At 58.3% G+C, this 23,806-nt stretch carries 13 protein-coding genes, 11 pseudogenes and 2 other annotated features; of the genes and pseudogenes, 12 read left to right on the top strand and 12 right to left on the bottom strand.

Going from position 1 to position 23,806, the window contains the following annotated elements; all coding sequences use genetic code 11:
- Window positions 1–332, top strand: a pseudogene (locus tag ASF08_RS23760) (transposase); the annotation flags it as partial.
- 6 nt (window positions 333–338) lie between these two features.
- Here the strand turns inward: ASF08_RS23760 and ASF08_RS25625 are convergent.
- The 5 genes and pseudogenes from ASF08_RS25625 to ASF08_RS04115 form a co-directional block, all read right to left on the bottom strand.
- A pseudogene (locus ASF08_RS25625) lies at window positions 339–683 on the bottom strand (IS66 family transposase); the annotation flags it as partial.
- A 104-nt stretch (window positions 684–787) separates the two neighbouring features.
- The gene (tnpB, locus tag ASF08_RS04130) at window positions 788–1,135 is read right to left on the bottom strand and encodes an IS66 family insertion sequence element accessory protein TnpB (RefSeq protein WP_056141693.1); all 348 of its coding nucleotides are present in this window, start codon (window positions 1,133–1,135) and stop codon (window positions 788–790) included.
- Window positions 1,132–1,545, bottom strand: coding sequence for an IS66-like element accessory protein TnpA (tnpA, locus tag ASF08_RS04125; RefSeq protein ID WP_056141687.1), 414 nt, complete (start codon window positions 1,543–1,545; stop codon window positions 1,132–1,134). Before tnpA ends, tnpB begins: the two co-directional genes overlap by 4 nt.
- A gap of 36 nt (window positions 1,546–1,581) precedes the next feature.
- Window positions 1,582–1,977 (bottom strand): hypothetical protein, encoded by a 396-nt coding sequence (locus ASF08_RS04120; RefSeq protein ID WP_056141686.1) that lies wholly within the window; start codon window positions 1,975–1,977, stop codon window positions 1,582–1,584.
- A 19-nt stretch (window positions 1,978–1,996) separates the two neighbouring features.
- Window positions 1,997–3,682, bottom strand: a complete 1,686-nt coding sequence (locus ASF08_RS04115) for a methyl-accepting chemotaxis protein (RefSeq protein ID WP_056141683.1) — start codon at window positions 3,680–3,682, stop codon at window positions 1,997–1,999.
- 435 nt (window positions 3,683–4,117) lie between these two features.
- On the opposite strand from ASF08_RS04115, the pseudogene ASF08_RS25620 reads away from it, so the two are divergent.
- From ASF08_RS25620 to ASF08_RS25615, 3 genes and pseudogenes are all read left to right on the top strand, one after another.
- Window positions 4,118–4,300 (top strand): annotated as a pseudogene (locus ASF08_RS25620) (IS481 family transposase); the annotation flags it as partial.
- Between the two features lie 242 nt (window positions 4,301–4,542).
- Window positions 4,543–5,796: a methyl-accepting chemotaxis protein gene (locus ASF08_RS04110; protein ID WP_156629452.1), complete on the top strand. Its 1,254-nt coding sequence runs from the start codon at window positions 4,543–4,545 to the stop codon at window positions 5,794–5,796.
- Window positions 5,797–5,838: 42 nt separating this feature from the next.
- Window positions 5,839–6,039, top strand: a pseudogene (locus ASF08_RS25615) (Y-family DNA polymerase); the annotation flags it as partial.
- Between the two features lie 37 nt (window positions 6,040–6,076).
- Here ASF08_RS25615 and ASF08_RS04105 read toward each other — a convergent pair.
- Window positions 6,077–7,305, bottom strand: a protein-coding gene (locus ASF08_RS04105; protein ID WP_156629451.1) for an IS3 family transposase whose coding sequence is annotated in 2 segments (ribosomal slippage) — window positions 6,077–7,017 and window positions 7,017–7,305 — 1,230 coding nt in all. Because the reading frame shifts where the segments join, the coding sequence is not laid out codon by codon here.
- Window positions 6,908–7,024, bottom strand: a sequence feature (AL1L pseudoknot). Its footprint overlaps the gene before it by 117 nt.
- 101 nt (window positions 7,306–7,406) lie before the next feature.
- On the opposite strand from ASF08_RS04105, the pseudogene ASF08_RS04095 reads away from it, so the two are divergent.
- Window positions 7,407–7,846, top strand: a pseudogene (locus ASF08_RS04095) (IS630 transposase-related protein); the annotation flags it as partial.
- A gap of 389 nt (window positions 7,847–8,235) precedes the next feature.
- Here ASF08_RS04095 and ASF08_RS24500 read toward each other — a convergent pair.
- Both ASF08_RS24500 and ASF08_RS04090 read right to left on the bottom strand, forming a co-directional pair.
- Window positions 8,236–8,682, bottom strand: a complete 447-nt coding sequence (locus tag ASF08_RS24500) for a hypothetical protein (RefSeq protein WP_156629450.1) — start codon at window positions 8,680–8,682, stop codon at window positions 8,236–8,238.
- A 446-nt stretch (window positions 8,683–9,128) separates the two neighbouring features.
- Window positions 9,129–15,221, bottom strand: a complete 6,093-nt coding sequence (locus tag ASF08_RS04090) for an RHS repeat-associated core domain-containing protein (RefSeq protein WP_162238937.1) — start codon at window positions 15,219–15,221, stop codon at window positions 9,129–9,131.
- A gap of 1,526 nt (window positions 15,222–16,747) precedes the next feature.
- Here ASF08_RS04090 and ASF08_RS23745 point away from each other — a divergent pair.
- Window positions 16,748–18,233, top strand: a pseudogene (locus tag ASF08_RS23745) (transposase family protein).
- Window positions 18,234–18,274: 41 nt separating this feature from the next.
- Here ASF08_RS23745 and ASF08_RS04080 read toward each other — a convergent pair.
- Window positions 18,275–18,466: pseudogene (locus ASF08_RS04080) on the bottom strand (transposase); the annotation flags it as partial.
- 108 nt (window positions 18,467–18,574) lie between these two features.
- Entirely contained in the window at window positions 18,575–19,249 is a 675-nt protein-coding gene (locus tag ASF08_RS24495) for a hypothetical protein (protein ID WP_156629449.1), read from the bottom strand.
- A gap of 503 nt (window positions 19,250–19,752) precedes the next feature.
- On the opposite strand from ASF08_RS24495, the pseudogene ASF08_RS25265 reads away from it, so the two are divergent.
- The 3 genes and pseudogenes from ASF08_RS25265 to ASF08_RS04065 all read left to right on the top strand — a co-directional run.
- A pseudogene (locus ASF08_RS25265) lies at window positions 19,753–20,755 on the top strand (IS3 family transposase); the annotation flags it as partial.
- Window positions 20,054–20,170: a sequence feature (AL1L pseudoknot), on the top strand. Its footprint overlaps the pseudogene before it by 117 nt.
- Window positions 20,735–20,935: pseudogene (locus ASF08_RS25260) on the top strand (transposase); the annotation flags it as partial. The pseudogenes ASF08_RS25265 and ASF08_RS25260, both read left to right, overlap by 21 nt.
- Window positions 20,936–21,002: 67 nt before the next feature.
- Entirely contained in the window at window positions 21,003–21,275 is a 273-nt protein-coding gene (locus ASF08_RS04065) for a hypothetical protein (protein WP_056141662.1), read from the top strand.
- Between the two features lie 307 nt (window positions 21,276–21,582).
- Here the strand turns inward: ASF08_RS04065 and ASF08_RS04060 are convergent, their stop codons facing one another.
- Complete coding sequence (locus ASF08_RS04060) at window positions 21,583–21,822, bottom strand: hypothetical protein (RefSeq protein WP_056141658.1); 240 nt, start codon at window positions 21,820–21,822, stop codon at window positions 21,583–21,585.
- A 187-nt stretch (window positions 21,823–22,009) separates the two neighbouring features.
- Here ASF08_RS04060 and ASF08_RS26155 point away from each other — a divergent pair.
- Window positions 22,010–22,330 (top strand): annotated as a pseudogene (locus tag ASF08_RS26155) (HYD1 signature containing ADP-ribosyltransferase family protein); the annotation flags it as partial.
- Window positions 22,327–22,533 (top strand): annotated as a pseudogene (locus ASF08_RS26150) (DUF6881 domain-containing protein); the annotation flags it as partial. The pseudogenes ASF08_RS26155 and ASF08_RS26150, both read left to right, overlap by 4 nt.
- On the opposite strand, the gene ASF08_RS23725 reads toward ASF08_RS26150, so the two are convergent.
- A complete protein-coding gene (locus tag ASF08_RS23725; protein ID WP_082473051.1) occupies window positions 22,461–22,835 on the bottom strand; it encodes an IS66 family transposase in 375 nt (124 codons plus the stop codon). The pseudogene ASF08_RS26150 and the gene ASF08_RS23725 sit on opposite strands and share 73 nt — an antisense overlap.
- Window positions 22,836–23,011: 176 nt before the next feature.
- On the opposite strand from ASF08_RS23725, the gene ASF08_RS04055 reads away from it, so the two are divergent.
- The gene (locus ASF08_RS04055; RefSeq protein WP_156629445.1) at window positions 23,012–23,188 is read left to right on the top strand and encodes a hypothetical protein; all 177 of its coding nucleotides are present in this window, start codon (window positions 23,012–23,014) and stop codon (window positions 23,186–23,188) included.
- The last annotated feature ends 618 nt before the right edge of the window (window positions 23,189–23,806 follow it).

Raw genomic sequence — 23,806 nt, 5'->3', positions numbered from 1 at the left:
GATCTCGACGTGCACCTCGTGCTCGACAACGCGGCCACCACAAAACCAAGCTGATCCACGACTGGCTGGTGAAGCGTCCGCGTTGGCACCTTCATTTCACGCCGACGTCCGCATCATGGCTCAATCTCGTCGAGGGTTGGTTCGCCCTTCTCACCCGTCGACGCCTGCAGCGTGGTGCCTTCCAACAGACCAGCGATCTCGAAGCTGCGATCCACGCCTACATCGACCAAACCAACGCCGATCCAAAGCCCTTCGTCTGGACCAAACCCGCTGATGCGATCCTCGCAAGCGTCGGACGCTTCTGTCAGAGAACTTCTAACTCAGACCACTAGCCAGGTCTCGGCATGCGCGCCGGAGCGGTCGGGGGAGTAGAAGTAGGCTGCGACCGGCGGCTCGGGTCCGCCGAAGGGGCGGTCGTCGCGCACCACCGTCCAGAGCCGGCCGGTGCGGGTCTTCCCCTTGGCCAGGACCGGCAGCGGTGTGTCGTCGAGATAGAGGCGGTCGGCTTCTCGGACATGTGCCTCGATCCGGGCCACCAGCGGCGACAGGGCGGTGGTGACGGCCCCGACTCAGCCGGCCAGGGTCGAGACGTCGATCGGCACGCCTTCGTGGGCGAAGCGCTGGCTCTGGCGATGCAGCGGCAGATGCAGGCCGAACTTGGCCATCATCACCTCGGCCAGGATCATGGCGTGAGCGGCAGCGAGATCGGTGGGAAGCGGCGGGGGCTCAGGCGCGTTCGGCACACCCTGAGAAGAGCATATTCCTCAGCCTCGGTAACGCGTTATCCTCAACCAACGGCGCTCGGACGCCAGCTTGTCCGCGGCATTCGCCAGTCGATGCCCGAGAGTAGGTAGCCGAGCTGCGCCGTGGAGATCGTCACGGCTCCGTCCGCCACCGACGGCCACAGGAAGCGGCCGCGGTCGAGCCGCTTGGTGTACAGGCATGCACCCTGGCCATCGTGCCAGATTACCTTGATCAGGTCGCCGCGCCGCCCCCGGAAGATGAACAGGTGCCCGGAATGAGGATCGCGTTTGAGCGTCTCCTGGACGATCAGCCCGAGGCTGGAAAAGCCCTTGCGCATGTCGGTGTGGCCGGTGGCCAGCCAGACCCGGACGTTGGCCGGCAGCGGGATCATCGACCCTCCAGGGCATCGAGCACCCGGCGCAGCGCCGCGGCATCGACGTCCCGGTCGACCGTGAGACGCCGACCATCGCCGAGATCGATCGCCATGACACCGGTCTTGCGCCGCGCTCGGCGGGGCAGAGCCTGAACACCAGGATCATTCGACTGCAAAGCCGGAACTGCCGGCGACGGCTCCGGGGTGATCATGACGGGCACGAAGACCGGGGCCTGCTCGTCCACGCCCCTACGGCCTTGCCGAGCCTGGCGTCGCCACGTGAACAACAAACCCTGGGCGATCCCGTGCCAGTACGCCACCGAACGCACCGACACTCCCGCCTCGTACAAAGCTTCGACGATCCACACCTTGTCCTCGAACGACCAGCGCGGCCGTCGTTCGGCCCCCTCCAGTATTTCGACCCTCATCGCCCCGACCCGCTGACCATAACGCCAGCATTCAGGTCAGGCTTTGGCCGAGTGTGCGAGGCCGTCGAGCGCGGACGTTACCGACCGCGTACGATCCATGGTGTTCATGAGGGCGTACATGAGGCGGGCGATATCCTCGTGATTGGCCGGCTGAGGCTGGGGTGGGGCGGCGATTTGGTCGGCCCGTAGGGTCTGTGCCAGCGTAGCGGGGAATGCCCGGACGTGCCAACTTGCGATAGCGAGCACGGCATCGAGCTCCGGGTGCTGTCCGTAGACGTCGCCCAGGCAGATCTGCGGCGAGGCACGTTCTTCCTCGTCCATGTCGACGGTCTGGAGTGCTTCGCTCCAAACCTGGAGATAGAAAGTTGCCATAGACGCGTCCCAGCCGATGGCGAGGCTGACGCCCGGTTCCTCGAATTCGTATCGACTCATGGCGTCAGGTCCCAGGGTCTCAAGCGGCACGGACGGTCGCGAGGAACCGCTTCACCTCGGCGGTGAGGTGCTCGGATTGATGCGAGAGTTCGGACGCCGCCCCTAGAACTTGGCTTGCCGCGGCACCTGTGTCTTCCGCCGCTTGAGCGACACCCGTGATGTTGCTCGTGACCTCGCCCGTACCCGTCGCCGCTTGCGCCACATTTCGGACGATCTCCTGCGTGGCCGCCCCCTGCTGCTCGACAGCCGCTGCGATCGCCGTAGCCGTCCCGCTAATCTCTTGGATACGCCCAGTGATTCCAACGATTGCCGATACTGCCTGGCCTGTGGCAGCCTGGATCCTGTTGATCTGCCCGGAGATCTCTTCCGTTGCCCGTGCAGTTTGGCTTGCGAGTTCCTTCACCTCAGTCGCGACCACGGCAAAGCCCCGACCAGCCTCACCAGCACGCGCGGCCTCGATGGTGGCATTGAGTGCCAGCAGGTTGGTCTGACCCGCAATCGTCGAGATCAGTCCGACGACATCCCCAATACGGGTCGCAGCCTGGGTCAACTCCTGAACAAGCAAGGCTGTAGACTGAGCCTCGGTGGCAGCGCTTTGAGCCATCTGAGCTGAACTGCTCACCTGCCGACCGATCTCCTGAACGGAGACACCCAACTCCTCTGCCGCCGCAGCAACCGTGGTGACGTTCGTGGCTGCTTCCTCTGCGGCCGCTGCCACGGTCGTTGATTGAGAAGCTGTTTCTGTTGCCGTCGCGGTCATGGCTTGGGCCGTGGCCTGCAGTTCAGTCGCCGAGGACGACACCATGCCGATAATGCCGCCCACCGCCTGCTCGAAGCTGTCGGCCATCTGCCGCATCCCCGCCTTGCGCTGCTCTTCCGCGGTGAGTCGGGCCTGCGCAGTCTCCTCTTCCAGTTGGCGCGTGCGGATGAGATTGTCCTTGAACACCTGCACGGCCGCCGCCATTGCGCCGATCTCATCCTGCCGGGTCCGATAAGGCACCTCAGTCGCCGCCTCGCCGGCCGCGAGGGAGCTCATGGTCCCCGTTATGCCAATGATAGGGCGAGAGATGCGCATGAAACCGAACAGAGCAGCACCACCGGCAGCAAGTACTGCTAGAAACACAGCCACGATGGCGACGAGGGAGGCGACATCCGCACTGGCCACTGTCGCGTCAGCATCTTTCTGTGCGCCGTTCCGATTAAGCACGACAGCTTCGGCAAGAATTTCGCTCGCCTCCGTATAGATCTTGAGCAGATCGGGGCCGACAAGCTCTGCCATGGCTTCGTCGTGACGGCCGGACTCCATCAGGCCAAGCAGATGCTGGCTGGAATTTTCATACGCAGACCACACCTTTGAGAACCTGTCGTAGAGGGCACGTTCCTCGGCAGATGTAATTAGCGGCTGATAGCGTCTACGTGCATCGACCATGGCGGACACGGCTTTGTCGTAGAGATGCCGATTGCTCGCGAGGCTGGCTCGATCCGTGGACGTCGTCACGATCCGGTATTGCCGCAACCGCATCTGGCTACCGGCATTGTTCATTTCGTTGACCGTTGCGACAGAGGGCAGCCAGCTGCTGGCAATGTCGTTTGTGCCTTGTCGGATCGACGACAGTTCGACGAGCGAGATAGCTCCTTGTCCGGCAGTAATGAGAGCGACGCCGCCGAACAGAGCGACGAGGGTGGCCTTGAGGGTGAAACGCATCGGGTGGGTTCTGCGCGTAAGAGGCCAAACAGCCCGCCGCGCACGGGTTATTCAGATCATATGACAGTTATATATTATATTAAATTAGTTAATAGTAATATAACAGATGATCACGAAATGACGAATTGACAAGCGATAGCTTGATTTCGGCCTATCACGACAGCGTGATTAAGGGGCTAGCCTGGGGCTGTGCAGATGGCAGCGAAGTTCCTGCCGGTCTCGTCGTTTGGGAGACATCCACAAACCCTGCTGACGCCCAATCGCACGGCGCACGGAGGAGAGGGCCTGTGAGCAGCCGAAGATCGAGCATCGCATGACCAAGCCGCGCTGTCCCTTGACCAACGGTCAAGTCGAGCGGATGAACTCCACTATCAAAGGAGGCCGCGGTCAAGCGCGACCGCATGAGCGCCGGCCCTTCACAGGCAGCGGTCTCGTCTGTCACTTAGGCCGCGGATCGCAATACGTGAGCATCCGATAAAGCGATCGAAAGCTTCGCTCAAAGATCTTGCCACGCAGTATGGACTGAACCCCAAAACGGTCGTGAAGTGGCGTCGGCGAGCCTTCGTATATGACGCGACGATGGGGCCGAAGACGCAGCGCTCCACAGTGCTCACAACCTAAGTGGAGGCGATCATCGTTGCCTTCCGCCCACACACTCTCCTGCCGCTCGACGACGCCTCTACGCCGCTGCCGCCTTGTTCCTCGTTCGAAGGCATGGTCGACTGACATAATTTACTGAACGGGCTCTAATCAGCCTAGCAGGCAATATATCTTCTCGCAGTTTTAATGGAATCTTCATTTTAAACCGCGATCCTATTTTTAATAAAATTCTCTATCTCAAATATATGAAAGGACTCGTCATGACAAAGCGAAATTCCTTTTTCAGCGTACAGCGTTGGGCAAACGCCGACGCGCTCACTGAAATCGTGCCACCGCTCGAGTTTGAAGCGGTCATCAATGCACTCCCCGTCAATGTCCTTGTCCTCGATCCAGTCAGCGCTAACATCACCTATGCCAATAAGCGCAGCATCGAAACGATGCACGCCTTGCGGAAATACTTGCCCCAGGAGGTCGACCCCGATCTCATGGTCGGGACATCAATGGATGTGTTCCACAAAAACCCTCATCACCAGCGCAGTATCGTGGCGGATCCGTCTCGTCTTCCATGGCGTGCCAAGATCCGCCTCGGACCCAAGACTCTCGACCTCCACGTCTCGGCGGTGATGTCGCGGGGCACGTATATCGCCGCCGTGCTGTCCTGGGCCGACGTCACGCCGCTCACCGACGCGATCTCAGCCTTTGATACTGCGATCCAAACCGCCCTCGACGTCGCGGACAATGCCACGAACACCATGCGCGCCTCCGCAAACCTAGTTCTCGAGAAGACCGGCGAAACGTCTGATGCGGCGGCAACGGCGTCGACCGGGGCTGTCGGAACCTCGGCGAATGTCCAGACGGTCGCCCGGGCGGTGCGCGAGTTGAACGTTGCCAATGCCGAAATCACGCAGCAGATGAACCGATCCCGATCGGTCACTGGTGAAGCTGTGGAGGCGGCCCGTCAGGCCGTTGCCAACGTTCGGTCCCTCAGCGAGAACTCGGATCACATCGGCCAGGTGGTTGGAATGATCGGCCAGATCGCCAGCCAGACCAATCTCCTCGCGCTGAACGCCACCATCGAGGCAGCGCGAGCTGGACCGGCGGGGCGCGGGTTTGCGGTCGTCGCCAGCGAGGTCAAGGAACTCGCGGCCCAAACCGCCAGGGCGACGGAGGATGTTTCGCGGCAGGTGGCCATGATCCAGACTGCGACGAATTCCACGGCCACCACCATCGAGCGGATCGCTGGCATCATCGCGCGGATCGACGAAAGTGCGATCTCCGTAGGTTCGGCCGTCGAGGAGCAGTCGGCGACCTCCACGGAGATCAGCCGCAGCGTGGCGGAGGCCTCGGGCCGGACCGAGACAGTGAGCTCCAGCGTGGCCGCGATCGCGATGAGTGCGACGGAATCCGTGACTTCGGCCCAGAGTATGCTAAGCGCGACCGCCGACCTCAATCGCGAGATCGAAGCCGTTTCGTCCGCGGTCAACCTCTTCCTCGGCGAGGTCCGCAAGATTTGATGCTATAAGGGGGCACTACGCTCCTACAAGGGGTGGCTCCGTTTGGGTACGACGAAGACCGTAGCCAAGCTCGCGAACCACATCGCGAAGACGGTGCCGGAACTTAACGGCGTCTGCGATCTCACTGACCCCGTCCACTACGATCACTGGCTCTGTCGTACCCCGGTCGCAAAGCTCTGGGGTGTTGGCCGCGCGTCACTGGCGAAACTAGAGGCCATGGGCGTGGATACGGTGGCGGATTTAAACCGCACTGGGTCTGCCGGAGGCCTTGGGTTGTGAGTCACGCTGCCATATCGAGGTTGCTTGCGGCAGCATAATATTGCTCTTCGGCTTCGGCAGGCGGGATGTTGCCAATAGGCTCCAGCAGCCGACGATGGTTGAACCAGTCGACCCATTCGAGCGTGGCATATTCGACGGCTTCGAAACTGCGCCACGGTCCACGCCTGTGGATCACCTCCGCCTTGTAGAGGCCGTTGATCGTTTCGGCCAAAGCGTTGTCATAGCTGTCGCCGACGCTGCCGACCGACGGCTCGATCCCGGCTTCGGCGAGGCGCTCGGTGTATTTGATGGACACGTATTGCGACCCGCGGTCGCTATGATGGATGAGGCCGCCTCGATGGGCCGGCCGGCGGTCATGAAGTGCCTGCTCAAGAGCATCGAGAACGAAGCTGGCATGCGCCGTCCTACTTGCTCGCCAGCCAACGATCCGCCTGGCGTAGGTATCGATGACGAAGGCGACGTAGACGAACCCCGCCCAGGTCGCGACGTAGGTGAAATCCGACACCCACAGCATGTTCGGCGCTGGCGCGTAGAACCGGCGGTTGACGTGGTCGAGCGGGCACGGCGCAGCCTTGTCGCTGACCGTCGTGCGAACAGGCTTGCCCCGGATCACGCCCGCCAAACCCATCTCCCGCATCAGTCGTTGCACGGTGCAGCGCGCTATCGGGAAGCCCTCCCGCATCATCTGCCGCCAGACCTTGCGCACGCCGTAGACCGCGAAATTCTCGGCAAACACGCGCGCGATCTCGGGCTTCAGGGCGACATCCCGCTGCGCCCGTGCCGACAGACGTGTCAGGTCCCGTCGCTGCGCGACGTGCTCGTGATAGGTGGATGGGGCGATCGGCAGGACGCGGCAGATCGGCTCGACCCCATAAGCATCGCGATGATCATCGATAAACGCGATCATCGCCGGAACGGGCGGTCGAGCTCCGCCTGGGCAAAATATGCCGACGCCTTGCGGAGAATCTCGTTGGCCTGCCGCAGCTCGCGGACCTCGCGCTCCAGTGCCTTCACCTTGTCGGCGACCTCGGTCGGGACACCGGCACGCCTACCGCTATCGACCTCGGCCTTCTTCACCCACTCAAACAACGTCTGCGGAACGCAGCCGATCTTCTCTGAGATCGAAACGATAGCAGCCCAGCGTGACCGATGATCGGCCTCGTGATCCAGCACCATACGCACCGCGCGCTCGCGGACCTCGGGCGCAAATTTGTTCGTCGTCTTGCTCATACAGGCTCCACCTTCTCAGAGTTGGAGCCTCCGGCAAACCCGGTGCGGTTCAATCTGGCTGGCGTGTGATTCACTGGTTGGGCTTATGAGGGAGGATCACCATGCCTTCAGCTCTCTCTGTCGATCTGCGTGAGCGTGTGGTTGCCGCGATTGAAGCGGGCACATCGCGGCGTCAGGCAGCCAAACGCTTCGGTGTCGGAGCGGCCAGCGCGATCCGCTGGCACGACTGCTTTCGGCAAGAAGGGCGGGTCGCGCCCAAGCCCATGGGCGGCGACCGCAACTCGCAGCACCTGGAAGCGCAGGCCGCCCTGATCCTTCGGGCCAACGAAGAACACCCGCAATCCTTCCTGCGCGAGCTCCGTGACGTCCTCTCGGAACGCGGTGTCCAAGCGAGCACGAGCAGCCTGTCACGCTTCTTCGCCCGGCACCGCATCACCCGTAAAAAGGGGCTGTCCACGCGGCCGAGCAGGAGCGGCCGGATGTGAAGGCCGCACGCGAGAACTGGTTCGAGCGCCAACGCCGGCTCTCAAAGACGCATCTTAGGAAAATCGAATGCAAATAAGGGAAAAAATTACTGGAAAAGACAGCTTACAGCGTCTTATTGGCGTACCTTGCAAGCTAGATTTTTGCTACATTGATTTTAGCTTACGCGTTTTATTTTACCAATAGCAATTTCCTTTCCCTCCCACAGTGTGATCGAACGGCCAGGAATCAGATATGGAACGGCTAAGTCCCTAGAGAGAAACCAGATTTCCAAATCATATGCCTGGCCAAGCTCAATTGTTTTACCTTCTATACATATTCGACAATCAAAAACTTCGCCGTCGACGAATAAGGGGCATGAATATACGCTGCCGGTAATAGGCGTTTGCCTTCCTCCTTCTGTGGGAGTCTTGAATCTCACATGAATGACTGCATCTGGAATATTTCTCATGGCACACCAGAAAGCGGACTGTAATTCATAATATTCGGAGTAAGCCCTATAAGGTGCTCATTTGGAATAACATAAGCAGGTATTCCACGGTCAACGCTCACTGGCAATAGGTCTCTTAGTGCGCTGTTTGGGACATTTGTTTGAACGGTGGAATAAGGCTCGTCGCAAAATGCCTTCACGGCTTGGCGGTCATATGACGACGCCGCCTCGCCTGAATTGGTGAGGTATTTACTTTCGGCCGATCCCAAATTCCGTAACATTCCGGTGGCCTGAATACTCTTGATTTCGGCTGATCCGACCGCACGGTATAATGAAGTTACACCTTCCGCTTCTTTTGTGGCACGCGCACTACGGAAACCACTAACCGCCCGCATAATGCGAGCACCTTGGTAGCCTACAGCACCGGGCACGAACCCGGCAGGTGAGGATTGCTCGATCGCCATCCATAGACGGTGCTCGCCGAGCGGAGACCTTGCTACACTATCAACCCGTCCTTAGAACGGCCTTGCAAGCAAATTGTCAGAAATTGTTCCGCCGAAATGTATTGATGTGTGTCCATCATAAGAATTAAGTGACTATAGATGTACATCGTACATCAAAATTTTATCACAAAGAACTTGAAGTCTGCCCATTAGCATTTTGCAGTCAATCCCTCGCTCGACGTCTTTGGCAATGGAACGACAATCATCAAGCACTTCGTCAGAGAAGTCTAAGATATCGAGCATCCTATCTTTCGAAACTACCCCACCTTTAAGCGCACACACACGTGCGTTAAAATTTGCGTCAACAGATATTATAGTAGCCGCCAAGCGAGCGGTCGCGCTATCGATGGCTGCGTTCCGGATCACAACGACCATTGCATCGATTAGATCAGGTTCACCCGCACCGCTCATCGTCCAAGTCCCAAGAAATTTATCACGCCGCGTGTAGTGCCCGGTACTCCCTGAACGCCGCCGGCTCCAAGGACTTGACCACAGTAAGTTACGCAGCTGTTCGTCGAAAGATTGTACGGTGCTCCAGTCCCGATGGAGTTTCGGGCAAAGTTCATTGCGGCACTCCCATTCGGCAGGGCTACAACAACAGAACCCGTCGCGCCCTCCGCGCTTTCAGCAAAAACCGTCCCTAACCCCCTAACATTTGACAATCCTGTCGTAAACGACTCGCCTGCATAATTTACAGTTATATTTGCATGAGTGGCTCCAAAGGTATTTACGATCGCTGTTCCTGCTAAATCAGTATCCTTCACAGCGCGCGCACTACGGAAGCCATTGACGGCTCGCATAATGCGAGCGCCACCGTAGCCCAAAGCACCGGGAATGACACCGGCGGGTGAGGATTGCTCGACCGCCATCCATAGACCAGGATCTCCGAGCGGAGAGCTAGCTACACGATCAACCCCTCCCCAGAACGGCCGTGCGAGCAGATTGTCGTAGAGCGTTCCCGGCCCGAGGGTGTTGGTGTACGTCCATGAAGCACTGGTGCCGCTCGGGTCGGTCCCGTTGATCGGATCGTTGACGACGTAGGCGTAAAGATTGGTGCCGTCTGCCATACCCGTCGGGTCTGTCTGCAGGAGCCGACCCCAGCGCGGCGAGTAAGCACGGGCTTTGTAGTGATACAGCCCAATCTCCGGTAGCAGCATCTGCCCGGCGTAGCGGAGACGCCCGCTGTTGCGGTTGGCTGCAGCTAATCCAGGCTCGCCGAACGGGCCATAGGCGTTGATGACGCCTACGGCCCCGCTCGAACCTGCTGTGGCGATCACCGAGCCGAGCCGATCGGCATAATACCAATTCTTGGCGCTCCCCTCGTAGGTCAACGCCGTCTCATCCGTGCCGGGACCCGGTACATAGCGCTGCAACACAGTTCCGGACGCGTCGTATTCGGCAACCAACTGGTCGCCATCGTACTGGAAGCGTGTGTCGACGCCGCCGGCCTGGCTGCGTTTCAAGCGGCCAGCGGGATCATAGCTGAGCTTCGCTACGGTCCCACTGCCCAAACTTGCCTGCACCAACCGGTTTTCGGCATCATAGGCGTAGGTCCATGGGACGCCGTTGATGATGTCGGTCGCTAGATTGCCGCGACTGTCATAACTGGGACGAGCTGCGCTGACCCGCGTGTACTGATCCAGGGTATTGGTGACGAATGGTCGGGCAATATTGTAATTGTTCGTCCAGGCGTAAGTGTCGTTGTCACGTTTGATGCTCGTGGCCTGGAAAGCCCGATTGTAGTCGAAGCCGAACTGTACGTCGGCGGCTGAGCCTGCCAGGTTGTGCATCAGGGTATCAAGCGTGCCGTTAGCTTTATAGGTCCAGGTCGATGACGTTCCATTGCTGGGCGTCGCCGTCAGTCGGCGGGACAGATCATCATAGGTGTAGGCAATCAGGCGGCCGGTGCTTGTTGAACAGCCCGAGGCCTCCTTCAGCTGAACCACACGGCTGAGCGCGTCAGTGCAAGTCAGGAGCGTACCGGTGGCGGCAGGCCACCAGGTCATGGTCTTTGCCAATCCTTGAGCCGGAGTGCCGTAGCTGTAGCCTAGCGTGCGACCGTCGGCGGTCGCAGCCGTCAGGCGGCTGACCTTATCGTAGCTCCAGGTCAGTTCCGGCGTCGTCGATCCACCGAACCCACTCGAAAGCGGTCGCCCTAAGAGGTCGTACTCATATTCCACCGCATAGGCGGGCGCAGCGCTCCCAATCGCCGGCGCGGTCTTTCTCCGCAACCGGCCGAGGACGTCATAGCCGTATTTCAGGCAGGTTGTGCAGCTCGAGGAGGCGTCCGATGTGCCGCGTAAGGAGCGACGCATGAGGAACCCACGCCTGTCATAGGCATAGCTAACGCGGTCGGTCGTCGAAACACCACCGACCGCGTTCGGATAGGCGAGCTGGGCTAGCCGGTCGAACCCATCATAGGCATAGCCTGTCGTGTTGCCTCGCGCGTCGGTGATGCTGAGGGGCAAGCCGTTGTCGCTATAGGCATTGGTCGAGGCAATCTGTTCGAGGGAGGTCCCGGCAGCCTGAACCACCTGCCAGACGCGACCGTCCGCAAACAATTTGAGTTGCGTCGACCGCTCACCAGTGCCCAACTGGACTCGCGCACCAATAAGCCGATCGGCATCGTCCCGGTCATAATCCGTGCGTGGAACCGCCGTGTTCGAGGCAAAATTGCACCTGGTGGCGGCACCGGTCGTCCATGGACCGAATATCGATTTGGTCTGATCGCTTTTCGTCCAGGTCGCGCAGGATGTCAGCCAGTTCGTGCCGATCTTACGGGCGACCGTGACGAGCCGGCCGTCGTCGTCATAGGTCAGCTCCGTCGAGGGCGAGCCCGAACCCGGATTGGGGTCGTTGATCCGTAATGGACGGCGAGACCCATCATAGGTCGCGGTTGTCAGATCGGCCACATCGGTCCGAGGCCCATCGACGCCGGTGATATTACCTACTGGATCCGTCGTGAAGGTCGTCGTGAGGGCCAGACCGGCCGGATCGAGGGTGATGTCCTTCAGTGCATAGCGGTTAGCCGTATCGTAGCTGTAGTTCGTAACTGTGGTGTTGGTCGCGCTATCGATCCGGCGAGTGAGCGAGGTTCGCAGACTCACGACGTCCGAACCTATGGGAAAGGGGGTATAGCCATAGGATATGCTGGGATTTGCGGAAGCTCCTGACGGCCGGGCAAGCGTAGTAGTAGACGGGGTGCCATTCGAATTATAGGTAAATGACGTATCTATGCCTTCGGCATCAGTATATTTGGATGGTTGGTTGCAAGTGTTGCTGTTCGCGCACAGCCAAACGTTTGACCCTTCGTTGTAAATGATCTTTGTAATGATGTCCGAGGAGCCAGCATTATCGTTGCAGGGAGGTGCCTGGCTGCCGAGAGGCGGCTTGGCAATGCGGCAGAGTTGGACGGCATTCGAGCGCGCGTCGTAGGCGATCTCCGCGGCATTGCCTTCGGGGAAGATCGTACGCGTCGGTCGCCCAAGACCGTCATAGGTGGTGAGCGTGGCCAAACCTGTTCGCGGATCGAGGCTGCGAATGATCTGGCCAAGGCCGTTCTGATAGCGGACAATCCGAATGGGGACGTTGTTCGCGGGATTGGCTGCATCATAGACGGCGTAGGTCACGACTTCCGAGCGTGCACCCGCCAGATAGAGATCGCCGACATGGTTTTCCGCATCTATCTGCTGCTTGACGCGGCCAAGCGAGTCGTAGGTGTTGATGATAAACGGTCCGGCTGCCGAGCAATTCGTGCCCGCGGCTGCCGTCGGATGATAGTAGCGGGTCATGCGCCCCGCCGCATCATAGCAGAAAAGCATAACCTTGTTGCGCGTATCGGTAACCGTTTGAAGATCGTCGCCATTATAGGTGAAAGCGACGGAACGCGCCGTCCCTGATGCCACTTGTTCGGCGACGGACGTGATCTTTCCGCCTGTCCAGCTCAGCGTCAGTCCACGACCGAAACTGTTGACGACAGAGGTCAGTTGCCCGCTCCCGTCGTAGGTGAAGCGTACCTTGAGGCCGGTCGGGTCCGTCCACAAAGCAGCCTTTGACAGATTGTCGGTATTCGGTGACGCAAAGGCGATCTGTGAGCCGGTTGCGACCGTGTAGATCCAATTATTCGCCCCATCCTTAGCAAGGCGTCCGGTGGATAGAGGAGGTGGATTGTACGTGCCGTCTGCCAGCCTGACGAAGAGTTCGGTCAGGTTTCCGCTGGTGATGGCCGCGGTATTGCCGGAGAGCCTATCACCGAACCAGCGGTTTCCAACGGTCGCAACCGCTATCTTCGTGAGCGGCAGCGACGGGTCGGAGAGGAGATCGAGACTGATGAACATCTCAGTGATGATCTCAGCCGCATCCCAGGCGCTATCCTGGCCCAGCGCCTGGAACCCGTCGCTACCGGTTCTCGCAGTAATGTCGAGATTGTGCGTCCAGCCCCGGCCGAGTCCTCCCTTGTCGAGGACGGCACCAGAATTGTAGCTGCGGCTGAAGCTGAGCTCCGATGGAACGCCGCCTGTACCCGTCGTCAGGTCAGTTAGGTCATAAAGATAGTTGCCGAGATAAGCATCGACGGGGTCCAACAAGACGTTCATGGCACGTTGGCCATACGATTTCAAAGCCTGCGCGGCGGATTTCAAGCTGGAATCGGCATTCTGTACCGACTGCGCTGGTGGCTGGACCTGGCTCGCCATGCCGCCCATATAACCGCCGTTGATGAACGCTCCGAAACTGGTAACACCGTCGCCGGAGGATGCCATTCCATACCAACCTGCTCCGGTCCAACTTCCCGGTGGATCGGTCAAGTCGCCGTGGCGCGGTGCAATCGTGCGGATCGGATCGACGCCGCTTGTGCAGACATTGTTTTCAAACTGTATTATTAAAGATATCCTGTAGCCAGTCAGATTGCCTGCATTAGATCTATAGTCGTTGCAGGACTGAAAGTCATATAGCTGGTTTTCGTTTGCCAGGCTCATGCCAATATCGATGAGTTTTGCTGTCGATACGGCAGATGTCCCCATGATCTGTTGAATGGTGGACGATTCTAGGACGCTCGAGTGCATAAGGGCATGAACAAAGGCCTGTTGGTTTTTCGCGCTGTTCCTTGTCCCATCGGATTTCCGAGCAAGCGGAAAATGGCTGATGACATTACCGGGTAGATCAACATAGGGACCCCCTGTTGCTCCCGTATGGCCGGCAATGCCAACCTGGTGATGATAGAATGTGTCCACCCGGCCAATTTGTAGGATGAATTCGGCGACTTTGTTGGTCTGGGCGATCCAGGTGTAGGAAAGTGTCGCAAGCGCCTCGCCCATCACCGGCTCGTCGGTTGCCGCAGCTCCCGGAGCATTGCGGTTCTTCGTGAGCGCCTCGTGATGGTAGGCGACCATGTTGCTGCTGACCGGCCCCCAACCTGATGCGATCACGTAAGAGTCGCCACTTATCAGGGTCTGAATGAACTGTTGGTTCGCACCAGAGTTCACCCACGTGCTTCCATTCTCGCAGGTGGTACTGACGTAAGGGTGACAGATGGTGAGTGTAATAGTCCCCGTCGTGCCGATTGGAATCGCCGTACCGGCACCGCCAACCGCCGTGCCGTCGAGCCTCAGCTGAGGCGTTCCGGAGCCGTCAAAGAAGAGTGTCAGCCGCTTGCCGTAGATCACATCCGCCGACAGGATTTGATCGATGCCCGAGAACTGCACGCGGAGTGTCGGTCTATAGGTATTGTCGAGCACGAACGGAGTTGCCGTCGTGACTGGATATGGCAAACTGGACGGCAGCGCGGTTGCTGTTGTCGGCGGCAACGTCGCTCCGCCAATAACATCGGCCATATCGTAGATGTTATTTGCCTTCAGGTGGGCGAGCATCGCCTTGGCATATTTGGGGAGACTTGGCCCGGTTGCAGGGTTCTCAGCGAGGATCTGTGCACGATTGAGCGATGTAGTGATCTTCGCGGCACAGCTAACCCCGGTGCCAGTGCAGGCTGCATCAATGTATTCGGATCGATCGTAACCGAGGATCGCGCCGAGATTGGCAAGACCGCTTTTTATTGTATGCGTTTTGAAGCTCGGATCGATCTGGTAAGTCGTTCCGCCAGCGGTAAATCGAACCCAGACATGAGAGATCTGGATGGTGCTCCCACCGGTGCACACTGTGCCCCCAGCGCCCCCCGTGGCATCGGTACTGGTCGGTATTCCTCCGCCTACGAACCGGTCCGCCAGGGCACACGTCGATGTTGTATCAAGCCCGAGCCATGCACGGGCCTGTGCCGTCGTGATCTGGATTGTGCCTCGAACCAGCGTCGGAGCGTAACTTGGATTGGCTGCGGCGAGTAGCTCGACGGTAAGCTGAGCAATATCGATTGCGCTACCTTGGCCATCGATCAACGCGCCGGTCGAACCTTTCAGGACTCCCCAGATCGGAAGATAATCAATGTTATTAAGGACATGCTCGTATATGAGGAACGGGTCGTTTTTGAGACCTCGCGCCAGTTCAACCACGGAGACAGGTATCTGTGGTCCAGCCAGAGGCGATGGTGCGAGGGCTTGTTCTGCACCGGACTGCGGAACATTCGATGGAGATGGCCTGAGCGACGCCGGGAGACCGGAGTTGAGACTTGGATCTGGCCGCCGAGACTGAAGGACACGCTCGGCATCATCTGGCGAGATCGCCGGCAGCTCGATCTGCCTCCACCCAGGTGCGGGTGGCATATCCTGCGCCATTGCTGGAGTCAGCCAGGCGGTGGCGTGTAACGCCACCGCTGCCACTACCCCGATGAAACCACCCGTAGTCCGCTGCCTTGGACGCATGATCGCTCCCCGCTCGATGTCGGCAGTGTATGAGCTTGCCGCAGAATACCCTGTGGCAGGATCGAGGTCGTCTAAACTATTGATTAATCGGGATAACTTTGAAGCCGCCAATGGGTACGACAACCACGATTCGCTCGGGTGCACCCTTGTTCTCAGAGCCTGAAACTACGTAAGAGACTCGGTTGCCAACGGGATCGTAGCTGTAGGCTAGGACAAGGCCGCTATTCACCGACCCGCTGGACGATGACGCGGTGACACGGCCTAGGGCGTCATAAGCGTAGATCGTCGTTTCTGCAGCTGAAACGACACCCGTCATGCTGAGAAACATAACCAAGACAGCGAGCAATCTTCTCATTGCAAAGTCTTTCATGCCCTAAGGAAACGCCATCGAACTTATTTGCGCTTTTGTATAAATCCAAATTCGCTAATTATCAAAAGTATATATGCGAGCAACGTCTTCCGCTGTTCCAGCGACGGTACAGCTATTCGTGCCAAAGACGCGAACTTGAGTTCCCCGAGCCTGAGCTGTCAACAATCCCGCGTAAAACGTTTGCGCCCAACTCGTGGAAAGGTCGATCACACCCGCATATGACCCAGTTGCGCAAGCCGGCCGCGAGCCAGCGGGAGGAACACTAAGAGTAATCAGGACACGTCCCTGGTCAATGAAGAGCTGTGCCACCGTGCCGGTGGTATCGCCGGCGGCAAAACTCGGGGATGTCAACGCGATCACGAGAGCTGTGCCGGCCATCAAGCCACAGCGACCGATGTGCTTCATGAGCTGTCCCCTTCCGATAGAAGGCTGTGCGCCACTTGGGCGCAGCGCATAGTGCGCCACCTAAAGATGCGAATCACCTGCTTTATTCTTACAGTGATTCGTTTGATTTATCTACGCGTCAATTTTTATTTGTAAATCCGACCTGCATGGCGACCTTTGTATCGCATCGATTAAGATGACAAAGTCAGGTTTGAGGTAAGTCGTAAGAAATCGGACTGCGAGAGGTGCCTGAAATGCGTTTTCCCTAACTTGAGCTTGCAGGTATTGAAGAATATTTGCGGAGGCCTCCTACTGTGTAGCTTGATGATGTGCGCTGCTCTGGCCTGCATGATTGCGTGTGTGGCAGTGGGGTGATGCGATCTTCCCCGGTTTCACGGTTCTCCCGCAGTTTGCGTGGAAAGGTCACGGCGACGCGGTGTCGATGGGCTGATTCACGGCAGGGATGATCCTGTCTTCATCCCTGCCGGGCTGCGTCGTCGACCAAGTCATCGGCCGCTCCGGTCATCTCACCATCGTCGCCCATGTTCGCTGGGATCGTGGGCGCTGTCCCGACTGCGGCGCGCCAAGCTCTGCCGTTCATAGCCGATACGTCCGGCATCCCGCCGATCTTCCAAGCTTCGGCGAGGCGGTGATGCTGCGGCTTCAGGTTCGCCGCTTCTACTGCCATCATCCTGCCCCTGCCGACGGCGGACATTCGTCGAACCGCTGCCGTGGCTTCTCCCGCCACGCGCACGACGCACCTGTCGTCTCGCCCATGCACAGGCTCAAGTGGGCCTCGCGCTCGGTGGCGAGGCCGGCGCTCGCCTCGCCGGGCATCTGGCGATGGCCACAAGCCCTGATACCGTGATGCATCTCGTGCGAGGTCCCATAGACCTGTTGCCGGACCGATCCAGCACGACTGTTGCGGCGTGGCTACGTCGCCATCCTGGTATCGCGGTCATCACGCGTGACCGCTCGTCCGAATACGCGCGCAGCCACCATGGGCGCTCCCGTAGCACTCAAGGTGGCCGACCGCTGGCATCTTCTCCTCAATCTCCGCCAAGCTGTGGAGCGCTGGCTCGCTCACGTCCATGGACGCCTGAGATGTCTGCCGGACATCGCCATCGGAGACGGGCGGCAGCCCGGACAACGTCTGTGAGACTACCGCCGGAGCGAGTCCGAGAACGGCGTGAACCGTGACAGCCGCGCACGCCGTCTGGCCACCTACGAGGACGTGCGTCGGCGCTTTCAGCTCGTTGAGCCCCTGTTGGCGATCGTACGGGCGACGGGCCTCACACGCGGGATGGTGCGCAAGTATGCCCATGCCGAGACGTTTCCTGAGCGCGCAGTGCATAGCCACGGCTCCAGTCGCCTCGATCCCGATCTTGCGCATCTGGAGCAGCGTATGACTGAGGGGCGCGAGAACGCGATGGAGCTTTGGCGCGAACTCTGCGAGCGGGGCTTTGCCGGCTCGCACCGGCAGGTTCACTGCTTCGTCGCCAAGCGTCGCACGGAGCCGGCGCGGCGCACCGCCCACAAATGGCTGGCACGAAATGCAGCGCCGATCACTGACGCGATCTCTCTTCCATCTCCCAAGCAACTCGCCTGGTTCCTGACCCAGCCCATTGAGGACCTCGCGCCTCATGCAACCGCCGCCATCATTCGGATCGAGCAGGACCCGGAGGCGACCCGGCTCAGTGCACTGGCGCATCTCTTCGCCGCCCTGGTGCGACGTTGCTGTGTCGATGGCAGCCGACCCTCTGATCCCGCCGGCGAACTTGACCTCTGGCTCAACGCGGCGCGTCTCAGTGAAATTCCGGCCCTCAAGACGTTCGCATCCGGCCTGGTGCGCGCCACATTGACGACGTCGTGGAGCAATGGTCAGGTGGACCGTGTACGGACGCGCCGGCTTCCCCCTGCTCCGACGCCGCGTCCTCCTCGCTGCGTAATCCACGCAAACTGCGGGAGAACCGTGAAATCGGAGGAGGATCAGCATCGAGCGGTTCAGCGTCAGGTCGGCCACCAGTCGTTTGAGCTTGCTGTTCTCGTCCTCCAGCTGCTTGAGCCGTAGGATCTCAGGCACACCCATACCGACGAACAGCGTCTTCCAGCGGTAGAACGTCGGCTCAGAGACACCCATCTTGTGAAACGCTTGCGAGACATGGCATCCACCCTCCTTCAGGGTTCAGGATGCCCGAAAAACGTGCGCTCAGCGCGGACCAGTTTGCTGGGTCAGGGTCATACACTGTAATTGAATTTATTCCGTAGGTGAAGCGCACTATTCCGTATTCTATTGATTGATAAAATCCGATCCATGAAGATCTTTTGTCGCCAGCACTCCAATTTCTCGCGCAAAATTCCCGACCGCATCGTATGTTCTGGGGAGAGTAACCCCGTGCTTAAGTCTTAATCGACCCGATTCAAAATGTTCATAGACTATATACAATATCGGCAGCGGTCTGTTGTATCCATAATTTGTCAATCCAAATATACATGGCTGATAAAAACCAGGCATTTCCTCGGCTTGGCAGTCACCATCGCCATACCAAAGCCCCCAACTCGCATCCGGGTTATTGGATACGATGTAGTCGCCAACTAAGATTGCGACATCGTGGATAATGTTCAGCCCGTGATATTCCGCCTTCCAAACCGGCTCATATTCTGATAAAGCGTAAATAACGTCTCCACCATCTGGAAGAAGGTGCCCACCGTATCGGTGCACCCAACGATCAAGCTGAGTAAGTTCGCTTTGCTTAAGTCTTAAATGCACTGATCTATTAGACAAATATCGGATCAAAAGATCAACTCGAGCCGCCTTTACACTTTCGAAGTATTTGTAATTCGCATCGGCTTGTTTACGGCTGATAAAAATTTTGGAACTGCGAAATGGTGGCAAATATACAGGGTAATCGAGTAAGTTATCCCAGACCCGCCAGCGATCGATTGCTTTGAAAATAGTCCACATGACACACCCTGCCTTTTTAATGCACAACTTTGGCTTGAAGAATAATGTGCATATGTCATCTGAGACTTATCTGCTTATTGTGCTATCATAATAATAATTATTCCTGAATAACTGCATATTTATCCAATATATCATAGTAAGATACTCCACTACTCACATTTTCGTGATCCTGTTCGATTTGACTACCGCTTACGGCTCGTACAGGAGTCGTACCAATCAGGGTAGTTCACCCGCCAAAATTTAGTATGCGTAGGTGCTGGGATGGCTGTCCTCGCGACTAACGATGCAGGGCTTGCCAGTTTCATCACGGTTTTGCGGTTCCACGGCATTCCTGCGGATCCCAACCAGCTGTAGCATCGCGCGGGCGGCGTTCTTTTTGGGTGGGTGAGATTGTTCGTGGTGCACGCGAGCATGGCCTGAAGGCGAGGGTTCGCAAGACAGTCACTCGCCAACTGAACCGCGCCGGGTTTTCCGGAGGCTCCAACTCTTGCGAGGATGGAGCCATGACGAAGCGAACCCCGCCTTTTTCCCCTGAGGTCCGTGAACGCGCTGTGCGGATGGTGTTGGAGCACCAGGGCGAGCACGACTCTCAATACGGTGCGATCCGCTCGATCGCTGCGAAGATCGGCTGCTCGGGCGAGACGCTGCGGAATTGGGTACGCCAGGCCGAGCGCGACCAGGGCCAACGAGCGAGCCCGACGACGGACGAGCGCGAGCGGATCAAGGCGCTGGAGCGGGAGGTTCGCGAACTCCGGCAGGCCAACGAACCGAAGGACCGCGTAGCGAGATCCTGAGAAAAGCATCGGCGTATTTTGCCCAGGCGGAGCTCGACCGCCCGTTCAAGCGATGATCGCCTTCATCGACGATCACCGTGGGGCCTACGGGGTCGAGCCGATCTGCCGCCTGCTGCCGATCGCCCCGTCGACGTATCACGCCCATGCCGCGCGGCGGGTCGATCACGGAAGACTGCCGGCCCGAGCCTAGCGGGATGCGGTGCTGATGGCCGAGATCCGGCGCGTGTATGAGGCGAACTTCTGCGTCTACGGCGTGCGCAAGATCTGGCGGCAGCTCGCCCGTGAGGGGATCACGGCGGCTCGTTGCACCGTTGCACGGCTAATGCGAGCGATGGGTCTACAGGGCGTCGTGCGGGGCAAAACAGTCCGCACGACGATCCCTGATCCGGGGGCCCTCTGCCCGCTCGACCGGGTCAACCGGCAGTTCAAGGCCGCCCACCCGAACAGGCTGTGGGTCGCCGACTTCACCTACGTCGCGACTTGGAGCGGCTTCGTCTACGCGGCCTTCGTCGTCGACGTTTTTGCCCGTCGGATCGTGGGCTGGCGCGTATCGCGCTCGGCCCAGGCGGACTTCGTGCTCGATGCCCTGGAGCAGGCCCTGCACGAGCGCCGCCCCTTCGCCGGCGGCGGTCTCGTCTGCCATTCCGACCGCGGGTCGCAATACGTCAGCATCCGCTACACCGAGCGCCTCGCCGAGGCAGGTATCCCGCCAAAGTCCAACCGGCGCTGGAAGCCGTGCTTCTCGCCAGTCCTCTACAAGGGCCGCAATGCCATCGAGCGCATGTTCGGCCGCATCAAGGACTTCCGTCGCATCGCCACACGATACGACAGGCTTGCAACCCACTATCTCGCCGCCGTCTGCATCGCGGCAACCGTCAGCTATTGGTTATGAGTCCGGAGCCTACAGCGATTCATACCCCGCCCAATCTCGTTTGTTTTCGCGCTTACCGGGACGGAAGATGGTCTATTCGGATCTGCGCCACCCATCGGAGTTCACGCCGCTTGTCGCACCCCTGTGGCAGCGGGAGATTGCCGGCAAGCCGTTCCATCAGATCCATGCTGCCCGGTTCGAGTTGAGTGGCCAGACCTATCTGGTGAGTATCGCCTTTGCGGGCGAGATCTGCTCGATGGGAGCCAACACTCGCAATTCTGCCGCCGAGCTTTCGATCTGCCCGGCTCGCGTCGATTTCCTGCAGGATGGAAAGGTCATACGAACGACCCGCGAGTCGTAGTGTCAGTTTGAAATTTGACAGGATTAGCCCAGCCTTGGAACGGTTAGGGCCTCTTGGCATAGTGTCGCCATGCCAGACACAATCACATGCGACCGGTGCGGTGCTCTGTACGAAGTGACGTACACAAAAATCATCTTCCGCGACAAGGATACCGCTGAATGCGATGTTTGTGGGGATCAAATCGACTCATGGAATGGGTCACAGCTGCCACATCACAAGCTAGTGCATGGGGCTACCAAGCCTTGGCGTGAGGGCGAGGCAACTGAATGAACATCTAAGTCCATCCTTTGCTCGTCTCAGTGTATAGCTATGTAGTCCGCCGTAGATATTTGGCGGTCTCGATCAGACGTTGCTTTATCGCCCCAGTATCAAACAGAAACTCTTCCCCTCCAGGGCGGTACATTGCAAGCATCTCAACCGTTTGTTGCACATAATCGTCACTAGGAAAGCCATCGTCAAGGACTGTCTCGATGTAGTTTGCTGTTTCGATCGAGACGTCCATTCCCGAGACAAAGCGCTCAATCGCTTGTTCAATGGCATGATTCATAGTGACTTACTTCTCGGATTGATTGCAGCAATAAACCGCTGCCCAGTCGACTCGTCGACAATCACCCGTGGTCTTCCAGGCTTTGTTGCATTCTCGACTGTAAGGGTGTTTCCCTCAGGGTGGCAGCTCCTTTTGACCACTTTCGTGGCACCATCCAACACACTGTCGATCTTTCCTATATCACTATACTAATTCGGCCTGCGTCGCTGGTATCACAGAGAGCGAATCGCTCAACCCTTCTCTTTGGCGCGCGGGAACTAAGGATGTTCGATACGGTAATGGCCAGTATGTTTCTAATATCGCGCCTGGTACGAAGACACCAGCTCAGTTGTCGAGAGAGTTCCTCGGTCAGCCGTTCCAAGGCAGTCGCTTTACGCATTATGTCGAGATCGATGTGACAGGATTGGGCGCTGTGCAAGGGCGCTCGGGTGTCTATGTTATTCCTAACGAGAGGCCGCTTGATTTAACAGGCCGATTGCTAAGTAGCGGAATGGTTCCATTGAAATGAAATATGTCAAAACTAGATGGCTTCACTCTCTAAACGACACTCCAGTGTTACTTTACAGTGAGCTGAATCATGATCTATGGGAAGTTCGTAAAGTCGAAGTATATGCCGACGGTCGAATGGACTTCGCGCATCAAAGCGAGCGCTCTGGAAGCACGAGTCTCAGCATTGAACCGTTGCCGCCTTTGGAAGAAATAGCAGCTAATCCTGAATTCAAGCCTAGCACTATTTCTGCAGCGGAATTTGAGACTTTGTGGGAGCTGGCTAGAGCATAGCGGGTGCTTTGTGCGAGCCCCGGAGTGAGTGACCTGACTTGCGCCGGGGTATCGTCGAGATGAAGGCGGTCGGCTCTCTGGACATGGTCCTCGATCCAGGCAATAAGCGGTGACAGGTCGGTTGTGAAGGTCCCATCCCATTTTGCCAGTGTCGAGGCGTCGACCGGCACGCCTTCATGGTCAGAGGTACGCGTCCGATGATCGGCATGCTTGACGGCATCGTCCTGACCCATTGAGCTTAACGCCTCCAATAAACTTAGGCTTCAGTCAAGTGCACGATACTGACGCGCTCAGTCATCATAGGGCGTCGGCTGGGAAGACTATCTAAACTCCCAAGTACTGCGATATGCGCGCCTGCCGGGGTATGATCCAGTCCCAGGCTGCAGGCAATTGATTGAGGATGATGAAGATGCAGATTGAAGTTACTGCAGAGGAGCTACGCTACATAATTCGTTGCGGGGCGGCTTTGGCTCAGCTTTTACCGAATACCTCGCTGCCGACCTATTGTGGCTTCGATCGAGACCAAATCGTCGAGTTCTCGGCTCGCATGAGGAATGATCTGGAGAAAGAAGGCCTCGACATGTAGTTACCTCAAAGCCCGTGTCTAGCAGAGTTATTGTCGATCTGTGCTGGAGCAAATTAAGTTCGACTAGAATAAGGCCAAGAGTATATAATAATGCCGTGCCTAGAGTTCAAAAATAAGCTTGGGAGGAAAGCCAGAATCTGGCTCGACGACCTACCTGGCGATGCTCTTCTATCCAACGAGACGGCCCGCGAAACGCATATTTTCGAAGGAGGCTCCGCCATTGCTCAGTGGCGGCGTGTCGCGATCGAGGTCTTCCAGCCCTTTGGCGCTTCGTTCCATTACGGCTTGTTAGGCGGAGAGTATCAATCGACCGAGAGGGATGAATTTGAGGTCATCGTCCCGGTTAATACTCCCGACTCTAAGCGCATTTATGGGGACGCACTCGCTAGCTCGTTAGACTTAATAACGATCGGGGGCCTGCCGGAATATGCTGCTGCGATCTCTTCAGGCGTGGAGCAGGTAAACATAGATGCTCGTCCACGTGGGGTTCTTAACATAACTTGCATGGTGCACGGTGAAATCGGCTCGGCACCGAGAATATTCGGTTCGCTCGCGCTCGCGCTGATCATATCTCTTTGCCGCTCGGATCAACCTTCTTCGCTAGAGGAAGCGATGGCG

It is taken from the genome of Methylobacterium sp. Leaf85 (genome assembly GCF_001422125.1).
GTDB classification, from domain to species: Bacteria; Pseudomonadota; Alphaproteobacteria; order Rhizobiales; family Beijerinckiaceae; genus Methylobacterium; species Methylobacterium bullatum.
Note: the sequence above shows the minus strand (reverse complement) of the source record. Positions and strands in the feature narration are given on the sequence as shown.